The following is a 19,016-nucleotide window of genomic DNA, read 5'->3' on the forward strand; positions in this document are numbered from 1 at the left end:
CTCGCTGCGGCGCCGTTGGCGGAACCGCACCCGCCGCGCGGCACGGGGGCGGACCTGCCGCATCTGGTGGACCACGAGTACACCCTGGTCGCCCGATCGGCGCCACAACTGGTCAGGACGGTCCTGGCCCGCCTGGAGCAGCGCTTCCCCGAGATGCGCGCGTACGACGCGGCGCGCCGGGAGACCATCGCCGAGGACCTCTCGCACATCGTGCGGTTCCTCGCCGCCGCGCTCTACACCGACGACGCGGAGCTGTTCACCGGTTACCTCAGCTGGACCACCGACATCCTGAACGCGCGCGGTGTGCCCGTCCCTTCGCAGCTTCCCGTGCTGGAGCTGCTGGGGGAGCAGCTCAAGGACTTCCCCCGCGCCGCGGGCCTGCTCGACCAGGCCCGCACGGCCGCCCGTGGTGGCGCGGCCGTGCGGGGTGACGGATGAGGTCCTGACGGGCGTGGTCCGACGGCGGGCGGCTCAGACCACCATCCAGTCCAGTACCGCGGTGCTCTGCAGATAGACGAGCACACACATGAACAGCAGGAACACCAGGCTCCAGCCGATGACCTTGCGGAACAGGACCCCTTCCTTGCCTTCGAGTCCGACGGCCGCCGCCGCGATGGCCAGGTTCTGCGGGGAGATCATCTTGCCCAGCACACCGCCCGACGAGTTCGCCGCCGCCATCAGTGTCGGCGACAGGTGCGCCTGCCCGGCAGCGGTGATCTGCAGTGCCCCGAACAGGGAGTTGGACGAGGTGTCCGAGCCGGTCACCGCGACGCCCAGCCAGCCGAGGATGGGCGAGAGGAAGGCGAACAGACCGCCGGCGCCCGCCACCCACAGACCGAGCGTCGTCGTGGCGCCCGACTCGTTCATGATGTAGCCGAGGCCCAGCACCAGCATCACGGTGAGGATCGCGAACTTCAGCTGGTCCAGGGTGTGTCCGTAGGCCTTGAGGCCGCGCCTGGGCCCCATCTGCAGGACGGCCATGCTGAGCAGCCCCGAGATCAGCAGCAACGTGCCCGCCGCCGACAGGTAGTTGAGCTTGAACGTCGTCGCGACCGGCTTGCCGGCCTCGTTGAGTATGTGCAGCCCCGGCCAGTTGACGATATGGGTCACGGCCTCGATCCCGCTGCCCGTCTCGCCCGCCTTGGCCGGCGGCGTACCGGTGATCGCAGGTACTCGCGTCGCCAGGACGAACACGACGATGACGATGAGATAGGGCGCGTACGCCTTGAAGACCTCCAGCGGTGAGTCGTGCGTCTGCCGGTCGGCCTCGGCCCTGGTCCGGGTCACGACCCCGGCGCCACCGCCGCCGGCCGGGGCGGCGACGCCGCCGGTGCCGGGCTCGGTGCCGGTACCGTCCGACCCCTCTTCCGCCGCCTCACTCTCCGTGTAACTGCCCTTGGCGTGCCACACCCGGGTGAAGACGAGCACGGCCAGCGCCGAGGCCAGCGCGGCGATGATGTCCGCGAGCTGTACGGACCAGAAGTTCGACGACAGGTACTGGAAGACGGCGAAGACCGCACCGCACACCAGGGCCGGCGGCCAGGTCTGCCGCAGCCCCCGCTTGCCGTCCACGATGAACACCAGCGCGAGCGGCACGAACAGGGCGAGCACCGGGGTCTGCCGGCCCACCATCGCACCCAGGTCGTCCACGGGCAGCCCGGTGACACCGGAGAGCGTGGTGATGGGGACGGCGATCGCGCCGAACGCCACCGGCGCCGTGTTGGCGACCAGCGCGACCGTCGCCGCCTTGATGGGCCGGAAGCCCAGGGCTATCAGCATGACCGAGCTGATCGCCACCGGCGTCCCGAAGCCGGCCAGGGCCTCCATCAGCGCGCCGAAGCAGAAGGCGATGATGATGGCCTGCACCCGCTGGTCGTCGCTGATGGAGGCGAACGACCTGCGGAGCACGTCGAAGTGGCCTGTCTCCACCGTGAGGTTGTAGACCCAGATCGCGTTGATCACGATCCACATGATCGGGAAGAACCCGAAGGCGGCCCCGAGGAGCCCGCTGTTGAGCGCGTCCCCGAGCGGCATCGAGTACGCCCAGATCGCGATGACGACGGAGACGACGAGCGAGATCAGCGAGGCCAGCCACGCCTTCATACGCAGCACACCGAGCAGTACGAACAGTACGAGCAGCGGCAGGATCGCGACGAGCGACGACAGCCCCAGCGAATTGTTGAGCGGACTGTAGTCCTGTTGATAATCGGCCAACAGCATGGAACACCTCTTCTAGGACGGGGAGGCGGGTTGCACGGCACCGGTGTGGGGGTTCCCGGTGTGCTTGGGGGCGGCGCCGGACACCACGGTCCCCGGCCCGTCGAGGGCCTGCGCGAGCAGCCGCTCCACGGGAACACCACGGATCGAGGCGTCCAGCACCTGCACGGTGTGGGCGACGGGCAGCCGCTCGCCCATCCGGGCGAGCGTGGTGGCGACCTGCATCCAGCAGCCGGGGTTCGCCGTCACCATGACCTCGGCGCCGGTGGCCAGCACGGCCTTGGCCTTGCGCTCGCCCAGCTCACCGGCCGGCTCCGGATGCAGCAGGTTGTACGTGCCGGCGCTGCCGCAGCAGATGTCGGCCTCGGCCAGCTCACGCAGCTCCACACCGGGGATCGACCCCAGCAGCCGGCGCGGCTGGTCGCGCACACTCTGCGCGTGCGCGAGATGGCAGGCGTCCTGGTAGGCGACGGTCATGGGCAGCGGATGGCGCTCGGCCACCGGGCCCAGCTCGTCGAGCAGTTCGGTGATGTCCCTGGCCTTGGCGGCCAGCGCGTCGGCCCGCGCCGCCCACCCCGGTTCGTCGCGCAACTGGTGGCCGTACTCCTTCAGGTTGGAGCCGCAGCCCGCCGCGTTCACGACGACCGTGTCGACCCCAGCGGCCTCGAACGTCTCGATCACCCGCTTGGCGAAGCGCAGCGCCTCCGGCTCCCGGCCCGCGTGCGCCGACAGCGCGCCGCAGCAGCTCTGCCGCGCCGGGACGACCACCTCACAGCCCTCGGCGGCCAGCACCCGTACCGTCGCCGCGTTCACGTCGGGGAAGAACGTGCCCTGCACACAGCCGGTGAGCAGGCCGACGGTGCGCCGCCGGGTCCCGACGGCCGGCACCCGCTCCGGAATGCGTTCCACCCGGCCGAGCTTGGGGGCCAGCGACTCCATCGCCCGCAGGGGCAGCGGCAGTCGGCCGAGCAGCCCCGAGCGTGCGAGCAACCGCCCGAGACCGCTGGCCTGATAGGCGCGCAGCGGACCGCGCAGCGCCCGCAGCCGCCGGGGGTAGGGGAAGAGACCGTAGATCGCGGTGCGCAACAGCCGCTCGGCGCGCGGGCGTTCGACCCTGCGCTCCACCTGCGCCCGGGTGGCCTCGATGAGTTTGTCGTACTGAACCCCGGACGGGCAGGCCGTCACACACGACATACAGCCGAGACACTGGTCGAGATGGCGCACACTGCTCTCGTCGAACACATCGCCTTCGAGGCCGCCCTTCATGATGTCGATGCGGCCACGCGGACTGTCCATCTCCTCGCCCCACAACACATAGGTGGGGCAGGCCGGCAGACAGAAACCGCAGTGCACACAGTCCCCGATCAGCGCGGCGTCCGGCGGGTGGTGCGCGTCGAACGCGCCGTCGGGCGGGGGCCCTTGACCCGGCATGCCGAGTGCGACGGTGGCGGAGGCCGCGCTGGGCGCGATCGGGCCGCCCTGGCCCGTACCGATGGGGCGGGGCGCGGTGAGATGTCCCGCCGCGCCGGTGGGGTGCTCGGCCGCCGGTACGTCGACGGGTTCCTGGTCGGCGGGGGTGTCCCCGGCGGGAGTGTGCCCGGTCATCTAGAGCCCTCCGATCAGCCGGCCGGGCGAGAGCCGCCGGCCCGGGTCGAACTGGTCCTTGACACGTGTCATCAGGCCGAACGAGTCGGCGACCGGGCCCCAGTGGTCGAGCCCCTGCCGTACGTCGTCCGGTGCTTCCAGCACGACGGCCGAGCCGTCGTACGGTGCGATCGCGGCCCGCAGCGCCGCCAGGTCGGTGGTGTGCGGCACGGCCGCGTACGCCACTCCGGTACAGGCGGAGGCGGTGCCCGACGAGCCTTCGGGCAGCGCCGCCAACACCCGGGGCAGCGCGAACGGCTCGAAGGCGAGCCGCAGTACGAGACCGCCGGAGGGACGCGCGCCGAACCAGGACGGGGGTGCGTCGGCCTCGGCGCCGCCGCCGAGCAGCGCGACCGCCGCCCGCGACTGTGCGTGTACGGACTCCTCGATGCTCTCGAAGAGCACGACGAGTTCACTGTCGGTGCCGGCTGCCCGGCCCGCCTCCCAGCGCAGTTCGACCGCGGTGGGGGTGAGCGTCGAGCGCGCCACGAGCGCGGCGAGCCGGCCCGCCTCCGCCGCGTCGGGTACCGGTACGACGACCGCGCGCGCCGCGGGGGGCAGCGGGTGCAGCCGCCAGGTCGTCGAGACGACCACGCCGAGGCCGCCGTGCGCCCCGGTGTAGAGCTTGCCGAGGTCGTAGCCCGCGACGTTCTTGACGACCTTGCCGCCGGACTTGGCCGTCCTGCCGTCGGCCAGCACGACCGTCACCCCGATGAGCAGGTCCCGGACCGTGCCGTAGCGCAGCCGGCGCGGGCCCGAGGCGTTGGCGCCGACGACACCGCCCAGCGTGGCCCCGGGCTCCGGCGGGTCGAGGGCCAGCATCTGGCCGTGTCCGGCGAGCTGCCGCTGGAGCGTGTCGAGACGTACGCCCGCCTCGGCGACGACGACGAGATCGCCCGGCGCGTGCTCGACCACCCGGTCCAGGCCTGTGGTGCGCAGCAGCAGGTCGCAGGAGGTGGCCGGGGCCGCCCAGCCGGTCTTCGTACCCGAACCGACGGGCACGACCGTGCCCGACGTGTCGCGCAGGACGTCGGCGACCTCGGCCGCCGTCGTCGGCCGGACCGTCCGCGCGGGGCCCGCACCCGCGACAACGGCGCCCGTCCGGGCGTCTTTTCCTGCCGCCATTCAGAACACCTCGCCCAGCGCCGGGTCGTGCGTGTCGGCGGCAGTGTGCACGCCAGGCCGCTCGCCGCACAACCGTGGTGTCGGAAAGAGTTTTCCGGGATTGGCGAGACCGGCCGGGTCGAAGGCGCAGCGGACGAGTTGCATCGTGTCCAGGTCGTCCTCGGTGAACTGCCTGCTCATCTTGGACTTCTTCTCCACACCGACGCCGTGTTCGCCGGTGATGGACCCGCCGGCGTCGACGCACAGGTCGAGGATCGCGAAGCCGAGCTGTTCGGCGTCGTGCGCGGCGCCGGGGACGGTGTCGTCGAACAGGATGAGCGGGTGCAGATTGCCGTCACCCGCGTGGAAGACGTTGGCGACCCGCACGTCGGCCGCCTCGGCGAGCCGGCCGATCTCCGCCAGCACCTCCGGCAGTTGGGTGCGCGGGATGACACCGTCCTGCACGTAGTAGGCGGGGCTGATCCGGCCGACGGCGGCGAAGGCGGACTTGCGGCCCTTCCACATCAGCGCCCGTTCGGCCGCGTCCCGCGCGATCCGGGTCTCGAAGGCGTGGCGCGCCTCGGCGGCCTGTGCGACCTGGCGGAACTGTTCGTCCACCTCGACCTGGGGCCCGTCGAGTTCGATGACGAGGACGGCGACGGCGCCTTCGGGGTAGCCGCAGCGTACGGCCGCCTCCGCCGCCTCGATGGCCAGCGCGTCCATCATCTCGATGGCGGCGGGCAGGATCCCGGCGGCGATGATGTCGCTGACCGTGCCCGCCGCGTCCTCGACGGTGTGGAAGCCGACCAGCATCGTCTGCACCGACTCCGGTGCCCGGATGGTCCGGACGGTGATCTGCGTGGCCACCCCGAGGGTGCCCTCGCTGCCGACGAAGGCACCGAGCAGGTCGAGCCCCGGGTGCTCGGGGGCCGTACCGCCGAGATGGACGACGTCACCGTCCGGCAGGACGATCTCGGCGCCCATCACGTGGTTGACGGTGAAGCCGTACTTGAGGCAGTGCGCGCCGCCCGCGTTCTCCGCGACGTTGCCGCCGATGGAACACACCTGCTGGGACGAGGGGTCGGGCGCGTACGCCTGGTTGTAGGGGGCCGCCTCCCGGGTGACCCACAGATTGATGACACCCGGCTCCACGACGACCCGGGCGTTGTCCGGGTCGACCGAGACGATGGCCCGCAGCCGGGACAGCACGATGAGCACACCGTCCGCCACGGGCACGGCCCCGCCGGAGAGCCCGGTGCCGGAGCCCCGGGCCACGAACGGCACACCCGCCTCGGCGCACAGCCGTACGGTGTGCACCACGTCGTCGCGGTGCGCCGCGAGGACGACGATGCCGGGACGGACCCGGAAGGCCGCGAGCCCGTCGCACTCGTAGGTGCGCAACTGGGCCGGGTCCGTGAGTACTTTGCCGTCCCCGATGACGGCGCGCAGCCGCTCGGCGAGCGCCCGCGACCTGGGGGATGCCGGGGAGTCCCGGGTCGCCGGGACGGTCTGCGAGGTCTGCCCTGGGTTCGCCATGCTGTCTCCTCGAACTCGAACTCGTAGCCGCTGACGAAGACTCCGGGCGGCGGCCGGCCGCCGCCCGGAGGGACGTCTCCGCCCCGGCCGAGGCGCTGTGCCGCGGCGCTACCCGGGCTACTTCCCGGCGGCGTCCGCTTCGAGTCCGAGCTGATCGGCCTTCGCGCACTGGATCGACACGTCGAAGTAGTTCTTGACCGAAGCGGCCCCGTTCACAAACGGGTTGGGCCCCGCGCCGCGGCCGGCGAGTTCCTTCGTCTTGGTGGCGGCGTTGTCGAACTCGGAGTGGTTGGACATGATGACGGTCGCCCCGGCCTTCACCGCGGCCGCCTGCATCTTCTTCGCCGAGTCGATGTACTGCTGGAGGTTGGCGATACCGGGGTCCGGCTTGTCGTTCTGGAAGCCGAGCGCCGTGCCGCCCGAGTAGGCGACGGTCACCGGGTCACCGTAGTCATGGACCGTGAAGGTCATGGAGAGGGTGCCGGGGGTGTGTCCCGGGGTCGGGATGATGTGGACGGTCGTACCGCCCAGCTTCAGATCGGTGTTCTTGGAGACCCGGATACCGGTCTTGAAGTCCGGGGTCTGGCCCTTGAACGTCTTGGGGTGTGCCTTGATGGCGTCCCAGTCCGGTGAACCCATCACCACCCGGGCGTTCTTGGTCGCCTTCTGGACCACCTCCACACCACCGACGTGGTCGGCGTGGGCGTGGGAGATGATGATGTACTTGATGTCCTTCGGGTCGAGCCCGAACTTCTTCATCCCGTCGATGATCAGGGTCTGCGCGCTGTACTGGTAACCCGAGTCGATCAGGATGAGACCCGCGCTGGTCTTGAGGATCCACGCGCTGTGCACCGAACCGCCGACGAAGTAGAGGTCGTCGAAGGCGCGGGCCGAGTCCGCGTACCAGGTCGACTTGGCGGGCGCCTTCGAAGGGTCGTCGATGTAGGCGGGTGTGGTGTCGGTGGTGCTGGGTGCTCCGTTGACCGGCGGCAGGAAGCAGAGCCGGTTCAGGGTGCCGAGGTGTTCGAGTCCCGCCGCGTTCTTGGCGGCCGTCTGGGCCGCGAGTATCTCCGCGGCGAAGTCGCGGTGCGAGGCCTGTGAGTGCCCCTGCCCCTGTGCGAACACCGGTGCTGCGGCGACGCTGCCGCCGACCAGTACGAGTGCGGTCGTCATCAGTGCGAGGCGGGATCTCATGCTCTTGCTCATGCGGTGCTCCCAAGGTGTTGGCGTCGTTGCCGATTCCACCACTCGGTAAGTCGCTACCGAATGGTGGAACAATGCGCGCGCCCACTCGGCCATGTCAAGAGTCACGTGTGAGTTGCATCTCAGCCACTTGCGGAGCTTGGCTCTCTCCCGTCACCAGCCCGTGAACAGCAGGTGGTTGATCAACAAGGCCAGTACGGTCTGCGCCGTCAGCCATCCCCGGCGCCCACGGTCCGGCAGCAGCGCGGCCGCCGGCAACAGCCAGCAGGCGAAGGGCAGCCAGATGCGTTCCGTCTCCGCCTTGCTCATGCCGGACAGGTCGGCGAGCAGCAGCGCCAGCAGCGCGGCCAGCACGAGCAGCGCCAGCCGCCCGGTGTCCTGGAGCGTTCCGGTACGCATCCCGCGCAGGATTTTCGCGGTGCATGCCCTGCGCATTCCGGCCACCGTGGCGAGACCCGTCATGAGCACGGTGCAGGCGAGGTTGGCCCACACCCAGTACCCGTACGGACGGATCCTGGCGACCCCCTGGTAGTAGCGCTCGACCAGCAGCTGGTACGCCTCCCACCAGTTGAAGCCGGCCAGGGTGAAGACGGCGGGCGCGACCAGTGCCCCGGCCAGGAACAGCGGCAGCGGGCGGGCGCTGCGGCTGATCAGCAGGACGGCGACGCCGATCACCGCGATCAGCGCCAGCCCGTACGAGAGGTAGCAGAGCGCACCGAACAGCAGCCCCGAAGCGACGGCGGCCGTCGCGGGCGACCGGACGGTGCGGGTCGCCGCCAGTGTGAACAGCGCGACGGCCCAGGCGGCGACGGCCGCGAAGTACCCGTCGGCGGAGGCGCCGATCCACACCGCTGTCGGCGCGACGACGAGGAACGGCGCAGCCCTGCGCGCAAGCGCCTCACCGGCCAGGGCGCGTACGGTGACCAGCACGGCGACCGCGGCCGACGCGCCGGTGACGACACACCACACGCCGGACCAGCCGCCGCCGCCGAGACCCAACCGGTCAAGACCCACGAAGGTGAGCACGGCGCCCGGCGGATGGCCCGCGAGGTGCGCGGGCCAGTGCCCGGGGGAGTAGAGCAGGATATGGCTGGTGTAGCCGCGCACGGCCGCCCCGATGTCGCCGAAGCGGCCGATGCCCTGGAGGTATTCCTCGCGGGTGGTGAGGCGTTGGGCGATGCCGTTGTGCCAGCCGTCCACGAGCGCGAGCGAGAAGACCCAGGCCATGCTGGTCGCCCAGGTGGCCAGGGTGAGCGCGCGCCAGGACAACCGGGCTGCCACCGCGGGCCCTTGGACGACCACGGCGAGTGCGACGAGGACCGCGGCCGGTGTGCCGGGGCCGATGTGCGGGTCCCACGAGGCGAACAGCGGCGGCCAGTTGACGTGCAGTGCGCCGTCGGCCCGCTCGATCGCCCGGCCGACGAGCACCGCCACCACCACGAGCAGCACGCCGGCGCCGGCGGCGGCCAGGTCGGCGCTACGCCCGGTCCTCCCCGTTTCCCCGGTCTTCCCGGTCTTCTTCCCGGCCGGTTCCTGGACGGGCGGGCACTCCTCAGGCGGCGAAGGGCGGTGGTCCGCCGTCGGTGTTTCCTCGGCCCTCATCCGGTGTTCCCTTCCCGTACGCGCGGCACACCGGCTCTGCGCAGCGCCACGAACGGCCGTCCGGCCGCCTCCCATTGGTCCACCGGCCGCCAGCCGAGCGGGCGCGCGTGCCGCAGCAGGGCGCGGACACCGATCCTGGCCCACGGGAAGAGCGCGTCCTCGGAGCCCTCCGCGGTGCCACCGCCGGTGCCGCGCCCGTCGTCCACCCGGACCCGCACCCGCTCGTCGATGTCGAGTGGCGCCGTCTCGGCGATGAGCAGTCCCTGCGGCGCCAGCAGTTCGGCCGCCCGCACCAGCAGCGCGCGCGGGTCGCCGCCGATGCCGACATTGCCGTCGACGAGCAGCGCCGTGTCCCAACGGCCCTCGCCCGGCAGCGGATCGAAGACCGATCTGCGCAGCGCGACACCGCCGAGGAGCGTGGTCCGGTCGACCGCCGCGTGGCTGACGTCGATGCCGAGCGCGCGATGACCGCGCCCGGCGAGCGCGGCGACCAGCCGGCCGGGGCCGCACCCGATGTCCAGCACCGCGCCCTCGCAGCGGGCGAGCGCCGACAGATCGGCCGCGTCCGCGACCGCGCACCACCGCTCCACGTCGAGCGGCAGCAGCCAGCCGTCGCTGCGGCGCAGGAACAGCGGGCCCCGGCCGCTGCGTACCGCCTCGGTGTACGGATCGGCGCCCCACGCCACCGCCGTACTCATCGGGCCACCGCCCTGCGGCCGGCGGTCAGACGCGCGTAGGTCGCGGCGAAGGCGGTGTGCGGTGCGAGCGCGCTGACGTACGCCGCGTCGTCCGGCGTGTCGACGTCGCGCAGCCTCGGCAGATCCTGGACGGTGAGCCCCGCCGCCACCAGCCGGCCGCGCTGCACGGCGCCGGTGTGCGGGACCGACATCGGCACACCGCGCAGCAGGGCCGGGTCGGGCACGGCGAGACCCAGCGCCCAGAACCCGCCGTCGTCGGCGGGCCCGAACCACGCTTCGGCGCCCTGCCGCCCGGCCGCGGTGAGTGCGGGGGCCAGCAGGTCAGGAGTGATCTGCGGGGTGTCCATCCCGATGAGTACGGTGGGCCCCTGGCAGCCGCCGAACGCGGCAGCGAGCCGTTCGTCGAGGCCGCCCGTTCCCTGCGGCACCACCTCGAAGCCCGGCGGCAGCCACCGCCCTGGGCGCCCTTCGAGCACCACCACACGCCGCCGGGCGGGCAGTTGGAGCATGGTCCGCAGTGTGTCACCGAGCGCGGCCTCGGCCAGTTCGGCCGCCTCGGTGTGGGTGAAGTGCGGGGTGAGCCGTGTCTTCACCCGGCCGGGCACCGGTTCCTTGGCAATGACCAGCAGCGTGGCTGATCCTTCTGAATGGGTCACGGATTTCACCCTACGGAGCGGAGCCCGGCATTTCGGGCAGCGGATTCTTACCGAACGTGGACGTCTGCGGCCGGTGCGACCGGGGCGGCCGTGAGCACACCGCGCATGTCGCGCACGGCGTGCCAGGTGCCGCGCCAGGTGCCGGTGACCTTCGACCTGCCCGTGCGCGGCCGGTACGGCACATCGCGCTCCACCACCCGCCAGCCGTTGTCGGCGGCCCGCACGACCATCTCCAGCGGATAGCCGCTGCGCCGGTCGGTCAGCTCCAGCGCCAGCAGCGCCTCGCGCCGCGCCGCCCGCAAAGGCCCCAGGTCACGCAGGGGCAGCCCGGTCCTGCGGCGGATCATCCTGGCCAGCGCCAGATTGCCGGCCCTGGCGTGCGGCGGCCACGCACCAGGCCCCTCGGGCCGTCTGCGGCCCAGCACCAGATCCGCCTCACCGGCCGCCACCTCCCGTACGAAGGAGGTGAGCAGCCCCGGGTCGAGCGAGGCGTCACAGTCGCAGAAACACACGAACTCCGCCTCGGCGGCCAGCAGTCCGGCATGGCACGCGGCCCCGAAGCCGCGCCGCTGCTCCCGTACGACGGTCGCGCCGAGCCCGGCGGCGATCTCGGCCGAGCCGTCACGCGAGCCGTTGTCGACGACGATCGCCCGCCACCCTTCGGGGATCCGGTTCAGTACCCACGGCAGCGCCAACGCCTCGTCGAGACAGGGGAGTACGACATCGACGGTCATGAAGCGACCGCCCGCAGTCCGGCCCCGGCGAACTCCGCCATGCCCGCGTCGAACGTGACCTCGGGCCGCCAGCCCAGTTCGGTGCGCAGCCGCTCGGAGGACGCGGTGATGTGCCGGACGTCGCCCAGCCGGTACTCACCCGTCACCACCGGGCCGGGTCCGCCGTGCGCCGTCGCGAGTGCTTCCGCCATCTCGCCCACGGTGTGCGGCTCGCCGCTGCCGGTGTTGAGCGCGCGGCACCCACCCGGCTCCCGCCCCGAAAGGGCCTCCAGGGCAAGCACGTTGGCGCGCGCCACGTCCCGTACATGTACGAAGTCCCGCCGCTGCCCGCCGTCCTCGAAGACCTGCGGTGCCTCGCCGCGCGCCAGCGCCGAGCGGAAGAACGACGCCACACCCGCGTACGGTGTGTCGCGCGGCATCCCGGGCCCGTAGACGTTGTGGTAGCGCAGGGCGAGGGCCCGGCCGCCGGTGGCCCGCGCCCAGGACGCGGCCAGCTGCTCCTGGGTCAGCTTGGTCACCGCGTACACGTTGCGCGGATCGGCCGGCGCGTCCTCCCCGATCAGCCCGGGGACCAGCGGGGCCGCGCAGCGCGGGCAGCCCGGTTCGAACCGTCCGGCCGCCAGATCGGCCTCCCGGCGCGGTCCGGGTGCGACCCGGCCGTGCGCGGGACAGTCGTAACGGCCCTCGCCGTAGACGACCATCGACCCGGCGAGCACCAGCGCCGTGACCCCGGTCTCGGCCATGGCGGCCAACAGCGTCGCGGTGCCCAGATCGTTGCAGCTCACATAGTCCGGCGCGTCGGCGAAGCCGGTGCCGAGACCGACCATCGCCGCCTGGTGGCAGACGGCGTCGACACCGGCCAGCGCCCGTACGACGGCGGCCCGGTCCCGTACGTCGGCGTGGAGCCACCCTGCGGGCGGATCTGGTGGCGCCACCGGATGGGCCGAGGGCAGCAGGGCGTCGAGGACCACCGGCTCATGACCGGCGGCGGTGAGTGCGGTGACCACGTGCGAGCCGATGAAGCCCGCGCCACCGGTGACAAGTACGCGCATCCAGCCGACGGTAGAGGCCCACGGCGTACCGGTCGGTGTCCCGCGCCGGAGCGTCACCGGTCCGTAAGATCGTCCGGCGGCCGGTGGGACGCCCGTTCGACCGGCCCGCCTCCGAACAGTCCCCGTCCGACGAACCACAGCGCCGACAGCACGAACAGCGCGGCGGTGACGAGCAGCCAGCGGCCGAGGTACACGTCGGCCGACAGACCGGTCGCGGGGGTGTAGCCGGCCGAGTTCCGCAGCACCAACGGCCAGTACACCAGCAACAGCAGCAGGGACAGAAAGCCCGGCACACGCACATAGTTGACACCGTCGCGGTGGACACCACCACGTCCCGCGAAGGGGCGCCGGCCGAGCCGGTCGAGGACGCCGTACAGCGGCACCAGCACCAGATCGTGCAGGACGGCGCAGGCCACGAACCAGATCGCGACGGCGAGCCATCGGTCGGCCAGCAGCCGGACCGCCGCGTAACCGCACAGCGCGAACGAGGCGAGCAGGATGAGCAGATGCAGCGGCGACTCGCCGTACAGCCGCCGGAAGCGCCCGGCGGACGAGCTGTCGCGTCGTGTCACACCGGCCATGTCGTCTCCCCGAAGCTCAACTGCCTGACCCACTTGGTGTTCATCACACCGGGAGCGCCCGGCACGATGATCCGCGCCGGACTGCCGTGGTCGGCGGAGAGCGCGGCGCCGTTGACCCGCAGCGCCAGCAGCGAGCGCGTGTCGCGTACTTGGTTGTCGCGCAGGGCCACGGCACGGAAGGAACCGTGCAGTTGCGCCGACTCGACGAACACCCCGGGCGGGTCGTCGCCGAGCCCCACCAGTCCCGCGAGATCGACGAGCCTGACCCCCTCCCAGTGCTGGTTCTCCGTCGACCAGCCCTCGACACACGCGATGGGCAGCGACGAGCGGTGCTGCGGCAGCTCCCGCACCTGCGCCAGTGTGAGCGAGACCCGCCGGCCGCCGCCCCGTACGACCAGCCGCCAGTCGGGGCCCACGTCCCGTTCCCTGATGTGCGCGAGGGCCGCCGTCTTGTTGACGGGGAACCCGTTCGGGCCGCTGCCCGGCTGCCGGCCGTGCGGTGCGAGCAGCGCCGTCCCGCGCAGGCTCCCGCCGATGGACTGCCCGGCCGTCACCACGAACAGCACCACGGAGCCGAGCCCCACCAGCCCGAGCGCGCCGCGCCGCGACATGGTCGGCGGTGCGGGGTCGGGGGCCACCAGACCGCTGTCGTCGGCCGGCTCGGGCCTGGTCCTGGCCACCGGCGTGCGCAGCTCGGCCCGGAAGTCGCGGCTGCGCAGCGCCCGTACGGTACGCGGCAGCCGGATCACCACATGCGCGACGACCGCGCCGAAGAACACCCAGGCGCCGTAGAAGTGCAGCGGGTAGAACGAGCCGGGGAAGAGATAGTCCAGCTGGATGTTGAGCACACCGGTGACGAACTCGAACAGCCCGCCGCCGACGAGCAGCAGCAGGGAGAGCCGGTCAAGCGCGTGCCCGACGGAGCGTACCGGCGGCAGGGTGAACAGCTTCGGCACGACCGACCAGAGCTTGGCGAGCAGCACCGGCACCAGCACGATCCCGAGCGTCACATGCACGCCCTGGGTGACGCGGTACAGCCAGTACGGGTCGGTCGGCCAGCTGAAGAGGTAGAACCCGAGCAGCCCCTTGTCCGGCGTCTTGTCGTTGACGGCAGACAGATCGGGGTTGTACGCCGCGTACGACACGAGCCCGGTCAGGAACAGCACGGGGATGCCCACGAGCAGCACGGCGCCGAACACGGACGTCAGCCATGGGCCGCGCAGCGGGCTGCGCCAGAAGGTGTCGGGCCGGACGGAACCGGGGGACGGGAGGCGGGAGCGGACGTTCATGACTGAGACCGTAGGGTCGGCGACCCCCCGCGGAGCCGCTGCGACTCGTGACGAAACGCTGACGTCAGCCAGGCGGGGACGGCGCCGGACGTCACCCGAATGGTCGGCGCGGAGCGGCGGCGGGCGCCGCGCGAGGGGACGGTGGGCTTACGCCGTCCGCCCCGCACCCCGAGGAGCTGGTTATCCATGCCCCGCAGGTCAGGAGCTGTTATATGCGGCAGTGTCGGCGGCGTCCTCGTCGGGGTGCTGGGGCTCTCGGCGTGTACGAACGCGCTGCCGAGGCCGGTCGTCGACGTGGCCTCGGCCGCCGCCAGGCCCTCGGCCGGCGGATCGACCTGGCAGCTCTCGTCGTCGGTGCGCAGGGACGTCGCGATCGTGTGGCCGCGGCTGGGCCGCATCTGGCCGGGGGCGGATTTCAGCAAACACAGTGTGATCGTGACGGACGGGCGGTGCGCCTATCTGCTGGACGCCCGCTCGGGCGGCTCGATCTCCCTGGACGAGCTGAAGAAGCACAACATCGGCGTCCCCCGGCCCGGCGGCTTCGAGGCGATCACCTGGAAGGGCAGGAAATCGATCGTGGTACGGCCGCCGGAGGGCGCGGGCGCCGCAGCGCCGGCGAAGGACCCCCTCGGCATGACCAGCCCCGACGCGGCCGGCTACACGTTCGGGCTCGCGACCCACGAGCAGTTCCACCCCGACGTCCAGTACGACAGCGCGGCGCCCTGGCACTCGCTGATCCAGCTGGACAACGCGTCCGGCGGCGCGGGCAGGGCCGAGGAGTACCCCCTGCGCGCCGATCCCCGTATCGACCGGGCGATGGTCTACAACAGCCTGCTGCTGGGGCTGCGGGACCCGGCCCGGCGGGCCGCGCATCTGGCGCGGGCCGCGTACTGGAACCAGCGGTGGACGGACGGCTTCCCCGCTGAGGCCAAGGGCCAGGCGTCCGTCGACCTGCTGGAGGGCACGGCCGAGTACGTCCAGCAGTCGGCGCTCGCCATGGCGGCCGTCCGGGATCCTGACGACCCCGCGCAGATACGGGCCCGGCTCGCCCGGACACTCAAGCCGATGAAGGTCGCGGCCAAGGGGGTCGAGCCGTACGCCATCGGCACGGCGGCCCTGCTCAACGCCGACGCGGCGGGCCGCGACGTGAAGAAGACCCTCACCACGAAGGCGACCACACCGCTGGCCGAACTGCTGCGCGGCGTCACCCCGGCCGGCCCGCAGGAGGCCCCCAAGGACGTGACCGACGGCATCACCCGGTCCATCGCCCGGACCAACCGGCAACTCGCCCCGGTCATCGAGCCGTTCGTGGCCGGGCTCCAGGACAAGAAGAAGCTGGTGTTGCTGCTCCCCGCCGATTCGGTGACCGGCAGCATGAGCGGCACGGGCTTCTATACGACCAGGCAACTCCCCGTGACCATCACCACCGGGGCGGGCGCGACCTTCAACCCGGGCAGCGGCGCCGTACGCCTCGACAAGGTGACCGTCGCCGAGACGCGGGTGAAGGACAAGGACTACTACGCCCTGCCGCTCGACCCGGACAACGGGAACTTCACCCTTGAGGACAACCGGCTGACCCTCAAGGGCGGGCACATGCACGGCAGCATCGTCGTCGTGCGGCAGACCGACGACGGACAGCGTTTCCTCTACGCCCAGTAGGACATCCCGGCGGCGCCGGCGGGGAACCGGCGGCTCGGACCGGCCCCGGCTCGGACCGGCCCCGGCTCAGACGGTCGCCAGCGAGACCTCGGTGGACTTGATGAGCGCCACCACCGTCGATCCGGTGACGAGCCCCAGATCGGTCACGGCCTCCTCCGTGACGGCCGAGGTGAGTTCGCCGCCGGGCACGGTGATCTTCACACTGGCCATGGCGTCGCCCGCCTTGATGCCGGTGACCGTGCCGGGCAGCTGGTTGCGGATGCTGACGCCCTCCACCACCCCGGTCGCCAGTGCCACCTCCGTCGACTTGACCAGGGCGTTGACGGCCGTGCCCGCGGCGATGCCCAACTCCCGTACCGCCTCCAGGGTGATCGCCGCCGTGATCTCCTGTCCGCCGGTCAGCCGGATCTTGACGGCCGCCATGACCTCGCCGGGGGTGACGGAGCTGACGGTGCCGGCGAGCTGGTTACGGATGCTCAGATTCATCGGGTGGCGCCTCGCAGTCGGAGAAGCGGGTGGGGGGAATGTCAGTATTTCACCCGGTGGGCCGGAAGCGCCGTAACCACCCGTGCCATGCTGGGGCTGTCCGGATCATGGCAGGAGTGAGGAGCGTACGGCAGCGCGATGGCAGCGAAACGGCGGAAGAGGACCGGCACCTGGGACCGCTTCGTGGCATCGGACCCCGGACTCCTGCGGCTGATGGCCGGGCTGCGCACGGTCGGCGCGATCGCACTCACGCTGCTGATCCTCGCGCTGATGCACACCCCGGTCCCGCATCTGGTGGCCGGCGCCATGGCCGCCATGGTCTCCACCTTCGCCATCCGGGAGAAGACGGTCAGGGGCCAGGCCGTCACCCTCGCCTGCGCCCTGCCCGTCGCCGTCGCCGCGATGTCCCTGGGCGCGCTGCTCAACACCCGGGTCGTCGCGGGGGACGCGTTCTTCATCCTGCTGATCTTCGGCGCCGTCTACTCCCGGCGGTTCGGCGACCGGGGCACCGCGCTCGGTCTGATCGGCTTCCAGATCTACTTCGTCTCGCTGTTCGTGCAGGCCACCGTCGGCAGCCTGGCCCAGCTCGCCCTGACGCTGCTCATCGCCTTCGTGTGCAGCGCGATCGTCCGGTTCGCCGTCGTGCCCGAGACCCCCGAACGCACCCTGCGCCGGCTGCGCCAGGCGTTCCGGGCGCGGCTCGCCCAGCTGACCGCGACCCAGGTCGAACTGCTGGACGCCGCACCCGACCAGCTGGACAAGGTCCTCGACGAGCTGCGGCGGCGCACGGCCCGGCTGCACGACGCGGCCCTGATGATCCAGGGCAGGCTCGACGACGGGACCCGCGACGCCACGACCGCCGCACTGGTGCAGCGCCGCGTCGCCGACGCCGAGATCGCCGCCGAACGGCTCGGCATGCTGCTGCTCAACTCCCGCAGCACCAACGGCGCCGACACCCTCACCATGCACCTGCCGCACGCGCCTCTGCCGCTCCAGGCCCCCTGGGCGCGGATCGGCAGGGACAAGGACGACCACACGCAGGACGACGAGGCCACCGTCCTGCTGCGCAGGGACCTCAACGCGCTGCACCTGCTGGTCAGCAGACTGGCCCCGGCCGACCGGGGCACTGCCCTGGTCCATGTGCGCAACCGGCTGCTCGGCTACCGGGAGAGCGAGAACCTGCCGCAGGCCCCGGCCGCCGTGCAGGACGTCTTCCGCGCGCTGGGCGAGGCGGCGCGCGCCGTACTCGGACTGCGCCTCGCCCTCGACGGCCCGCAGGACGAGTCCGACGACTCGCCCGAGACCGTCCGCTCACGCGAGGAGTTCGAGGCGGAGGACCTGGCGATCGTCGAACCCGAGGAGACCGAGGAGCAGCGCACCGGGCTGCAACGGCGCACCACCCGGGCCGCTTTCCAGGTCTCGGTCGGCTCCATGCTGGCCATCGTGGGCGGTGAGTTCCTGTCCAGCCAGCGCTGGTACTGGGCGGTGCTGACCTGCTGGGTGGTCTTCCTCAACACCGCGTCCACCGGTGAGATCCTGGTCAAGGGCTACCGCAGGGTGCTCGGCACCGTCTTCGGTGTCGTCGCGGGTGTCGGACTCGCGGGTCTCGTCGGCAACAACACCTGGCTGGCGTTCTTCCTGGTGCTGCTCTTCATCTTCGGGATGTTCTTCACCGCGCCGCTGTCGTACGCGCTGATGTCCTTCTTCGTCACGGCGATGCTCGGGCTGCTCTACACCCTCCTCAACACCTACAGCCTCTCCGTGCTCGTGCTGCGGATCGAGGAGACGGCGCTCGGCGCCGCCTGCGGGATCATCGCGGCCGTACTGGTGCTCCCGGTCCGCACCGACCTGCGCACCGACGAGCAACTGCGCGAGGTGCTGGGCCGGTTGCGGGACGTCGCCGCCGCGGCCGTGGCGCAGCTCAGCGGCGGTCCCGCGGTCGATCTGCTGGACATGGCACGCGAGTTGGACACCGCGCTGGACGATCTGCGCCGCTCCACCCAGCCGTTGACGCATCCGATCACCCCGCTGCGGGTGCGCCGGCAGACGGCGCGCTATCTGGTGGCGCTGCTGGAGACCTGCGCGTACCACGCCCGTTCGCTGGCGGCCACCGCCGAGCTGGTGCCGTACAGCAAGAGCGTCGCCGCCGACCCGCGGCTGGAGCGGGCCGGCCGCCGTATCGCGCACAACATCGACGTGACGATCGCGTACGTACGGGACGACGACGCCGAGGCCGCCGTCGGCAAGGTCGAGTCCGGGCCCAGCATCGCCGCGATGCTGGAGGACGGCGCCGCTCCCGCCCTGCGCTCGGGCACCGTCACCTACCGGGTGCTGCGCCACCTGCAACGCCTCGACGAAGGCGTGGTCGCCGTCGCCCGCACCCTCGACGTGCCGGTGGCCGGACGCGAAGAGCGCAAGACCGCCGCCTGACTCCGGTGCCGGGACCCCCAGTTGCGGAAAGTTTGCCATCGAAGCAGGCAGTTTCCGCAAGAAATTGATGGGCCGTCGCAGCAATACGCCAGGGCGACGAAAATATCTGTTCGGAACCTTGTGGA

The 19,016-nt window shown here is 71.8% G+C and carries 15 protein-coding genes and 1 pseudogene; 3 read left to right on the forward strand and 13 right to left on the reverse strand.

The features are described 5' to 3' along the window. A pseudogene (locus HY68_RS25650) lies at positions 1-438 on the forward strand (cobalamin-binding protein); the annotation flags it as partial. A gap of 33 nt (positions 439-471) precedes the next feature. On the opposite strand, the gene HY68_RS25655 reads toward HY68_RS25650, so the two are convergent. The 12 genes from HY68_RS25655 to HY68_RS25710 form a co-directional block, all read right to left on the reverse strand. Then, the gene (locus HY68_RS25655) at positions 472-2,220 is read right to left on the reverse strand and encodes an L-lactate permease (RefSeq protein ID WP_041992848.1); all 1,749 of its coding nucleotides are present in this window, start codon (positions 2,218-2,220) and stop codon (positions 472-474) included. A gap of 12 nt (positions 2,221-2,232) precedes the next feature. Continuing rightward, positions 2,233-3,822 carry a heterodisulfide reductase-related iron-sulfur binding cluster gene (locus tag HY68_RS25660; RefSeq protein WP_052457181.1) on the reverse strand — a complete coding sequence of 530 codons (1,590 nt, stop codon included), beginning with the start codon at positions 3,820-3,822 and terminating at the stop codon, positions 2,233-2,235. After that, entirely contained in the window at positions 3,823-4,986 is a 1,164-nt protein-coding gene (locus tag HY68_RS25665; RefSeq protein WP_041992851.1) for an FAD-binding oxidoreductase, read from the reverse strand. Beyond that, positions 4,987-6,501 carry an FAD-linked oxidase C-terminal domain-containing protein gene (locus HY68_RS25670; protein ID WP_078863783.1) on the reverse strand — a complete coding sequence of 505 codons (1,515 nt, stop codon included), beginning with the start codon at positions 6,499-6,501 and terminating at the stop codon, positions 4,987-4,989. 117 nt (positions 6,502-6,618) lie between these two features. Next, entirely contained in the window at positions 6,619-7,707 is a 1,089-nt protein-coding gene (locus HY68_RS25675; protein WP_157874391.1) for an MBL fold metallo-hydrolase, read from the reverse strand. A 150-nt stretch (positions 7,708-7,857) separates the two neighbouring features. Then, complete coding sequence (locus HY68_RS25680; RefSeq protein ID WP_241778680.1) at positions 7,858-9,306, reverse strand: hypothetical protein; 1,449 nt, start codon at positions 9,304-9,306, stop codon at positions 7,858-7,860. Beyond that, positions 9,303-10,004, reverse strand: a complete 702-nt coding sequence (locus HY68_RS25685; protein ID WP_041992854.1) for a methyltransferase domain-containing protein — start codon at positions 10,002-10,004, stop codon at positions 9,303-9,305. Before HY68_RS25685 ends, HY68_RS25680 begins: the two co-directional genes overlap by 4 nt. Next, positions 10,001-10,660, reverse strand: a complete 660-nt coding sequence (locus HY68_RS25690; RefSeq protein WP_241778681.1) for a DUF2064 domain-containing protein — start codon at positions 10,658-10,660, stop codon at positions 10,001-10,003. Before HY68_RS25690 ends, HY68_RS25685 begins: the two co-directional genes overlap by 4 nt. Before the next feature lie 47 nt (positions 10,661-10,707). Next, positions 10,708-11,394, reverse strand: coding sequence for a glycosyltransferase family 2 protein (locus HY68_RS25695; RefSeq protein WP_041992856.1), 687 nt, complete (start codon positions 11,392-11,394; stop codon positions 10,708-10,710). After that, entirely contained in the window at positions 11,391-12,446 is a 1,056-nt protein-coding gene (locus tag HY68_RS25700) for an NAD-dependent epimerase/dehydratase family protein (protein WP_041992858.1), read from the reverse strand. Before HY68_RS25700 ends, HY68_RS25695 begins: the two co-directional genes overlap by 4 nt. A gap of 53 nt (positions 12,447-12,499) precedes the next feature. Further along, positions 12,500-13,027 (reverse strand): hypothetical protein, encoded by a 528-nt coding sequence (locus HY68_RS25705; protein ID WP_041992861.1) that lies wholly within the window; start codon positions 13,025-13,027, stop codon positions 12,500-12,502. Then, on the reverse strand, positions 13,015-14,316 hold the full coding sequence (locus HY68_RS25710; RefSeq protein ID WP_041992864.1) for a molybdopterin-dependent oxidoreductase: 1,302 nt from the start codon (positions 14,314-14,316) through the stop codon (positions 13,015-13,017). Before HY68_RS25710 ends, HY68_RS25705 begins: the two co-directional genes overlap by 13 nt. Before the next feature lie 186 nt (positions 14,317-14,502). Between HY68_RS25710 and HY68_RS25715 the strand changes: the two genes are divergently transcribed. After that, positions 14,503-15,975, forward strand: a complete 1,473-nt coding sequence (locus HY68_RS25715) for a hypothetical protein (RefSeq protein ID WP_157874392.1) — start codon at positions 14,503-14,505, stop codon at positions 15,973-15,975. Positions 15,976-16,041: 66 nt separating this feature from the next. Here the strand turns inward: HY68_RS25715 and HY68_RS25720 are convergent, their stop codons facing one another. After that, a complete protein-coding gene (locus tag HY68_RS25720) occupies positions 16,042-16,461 on the reverse strand; it encodes a TOBE domain-containing protein (RefSeq protein ID WP_041992871.1) in 420 nt (139 codons plus the stop codon). Between the two features lie 138 nt (positions 16,462-16,599). Here HY68_RS25720 and HY68_RS25725 point away from each other — a divergent pair, with 138 nt between their 5' ends. Next, positions 16,600-18,891 carry an FUSC family protein gene (locus tag HY68_RS25725; RefSeq protein ID WP_041992874.1) on the forward strand — a complete coding sequence of 764 codons (2,292 nt, stop codon included), beginning with the start codon at positions 16,600-16,602 and terminating at the stop codon, positions 18,889-18,891. Positions 18,892-19,016 lie beyond the last annotated feature (125 nt).

Origin of the sequence: Streptomyces sp. AcH 505 (genome assembly GCF_000818175.1) — a bacterium.
In the GTDB taxonomy this organism is placed as follows: domain Bacteria; phylum Actinomycetota; class Actinomycetes; order Streptomycetales; family Streptomycetaceae; genus Streptomyces.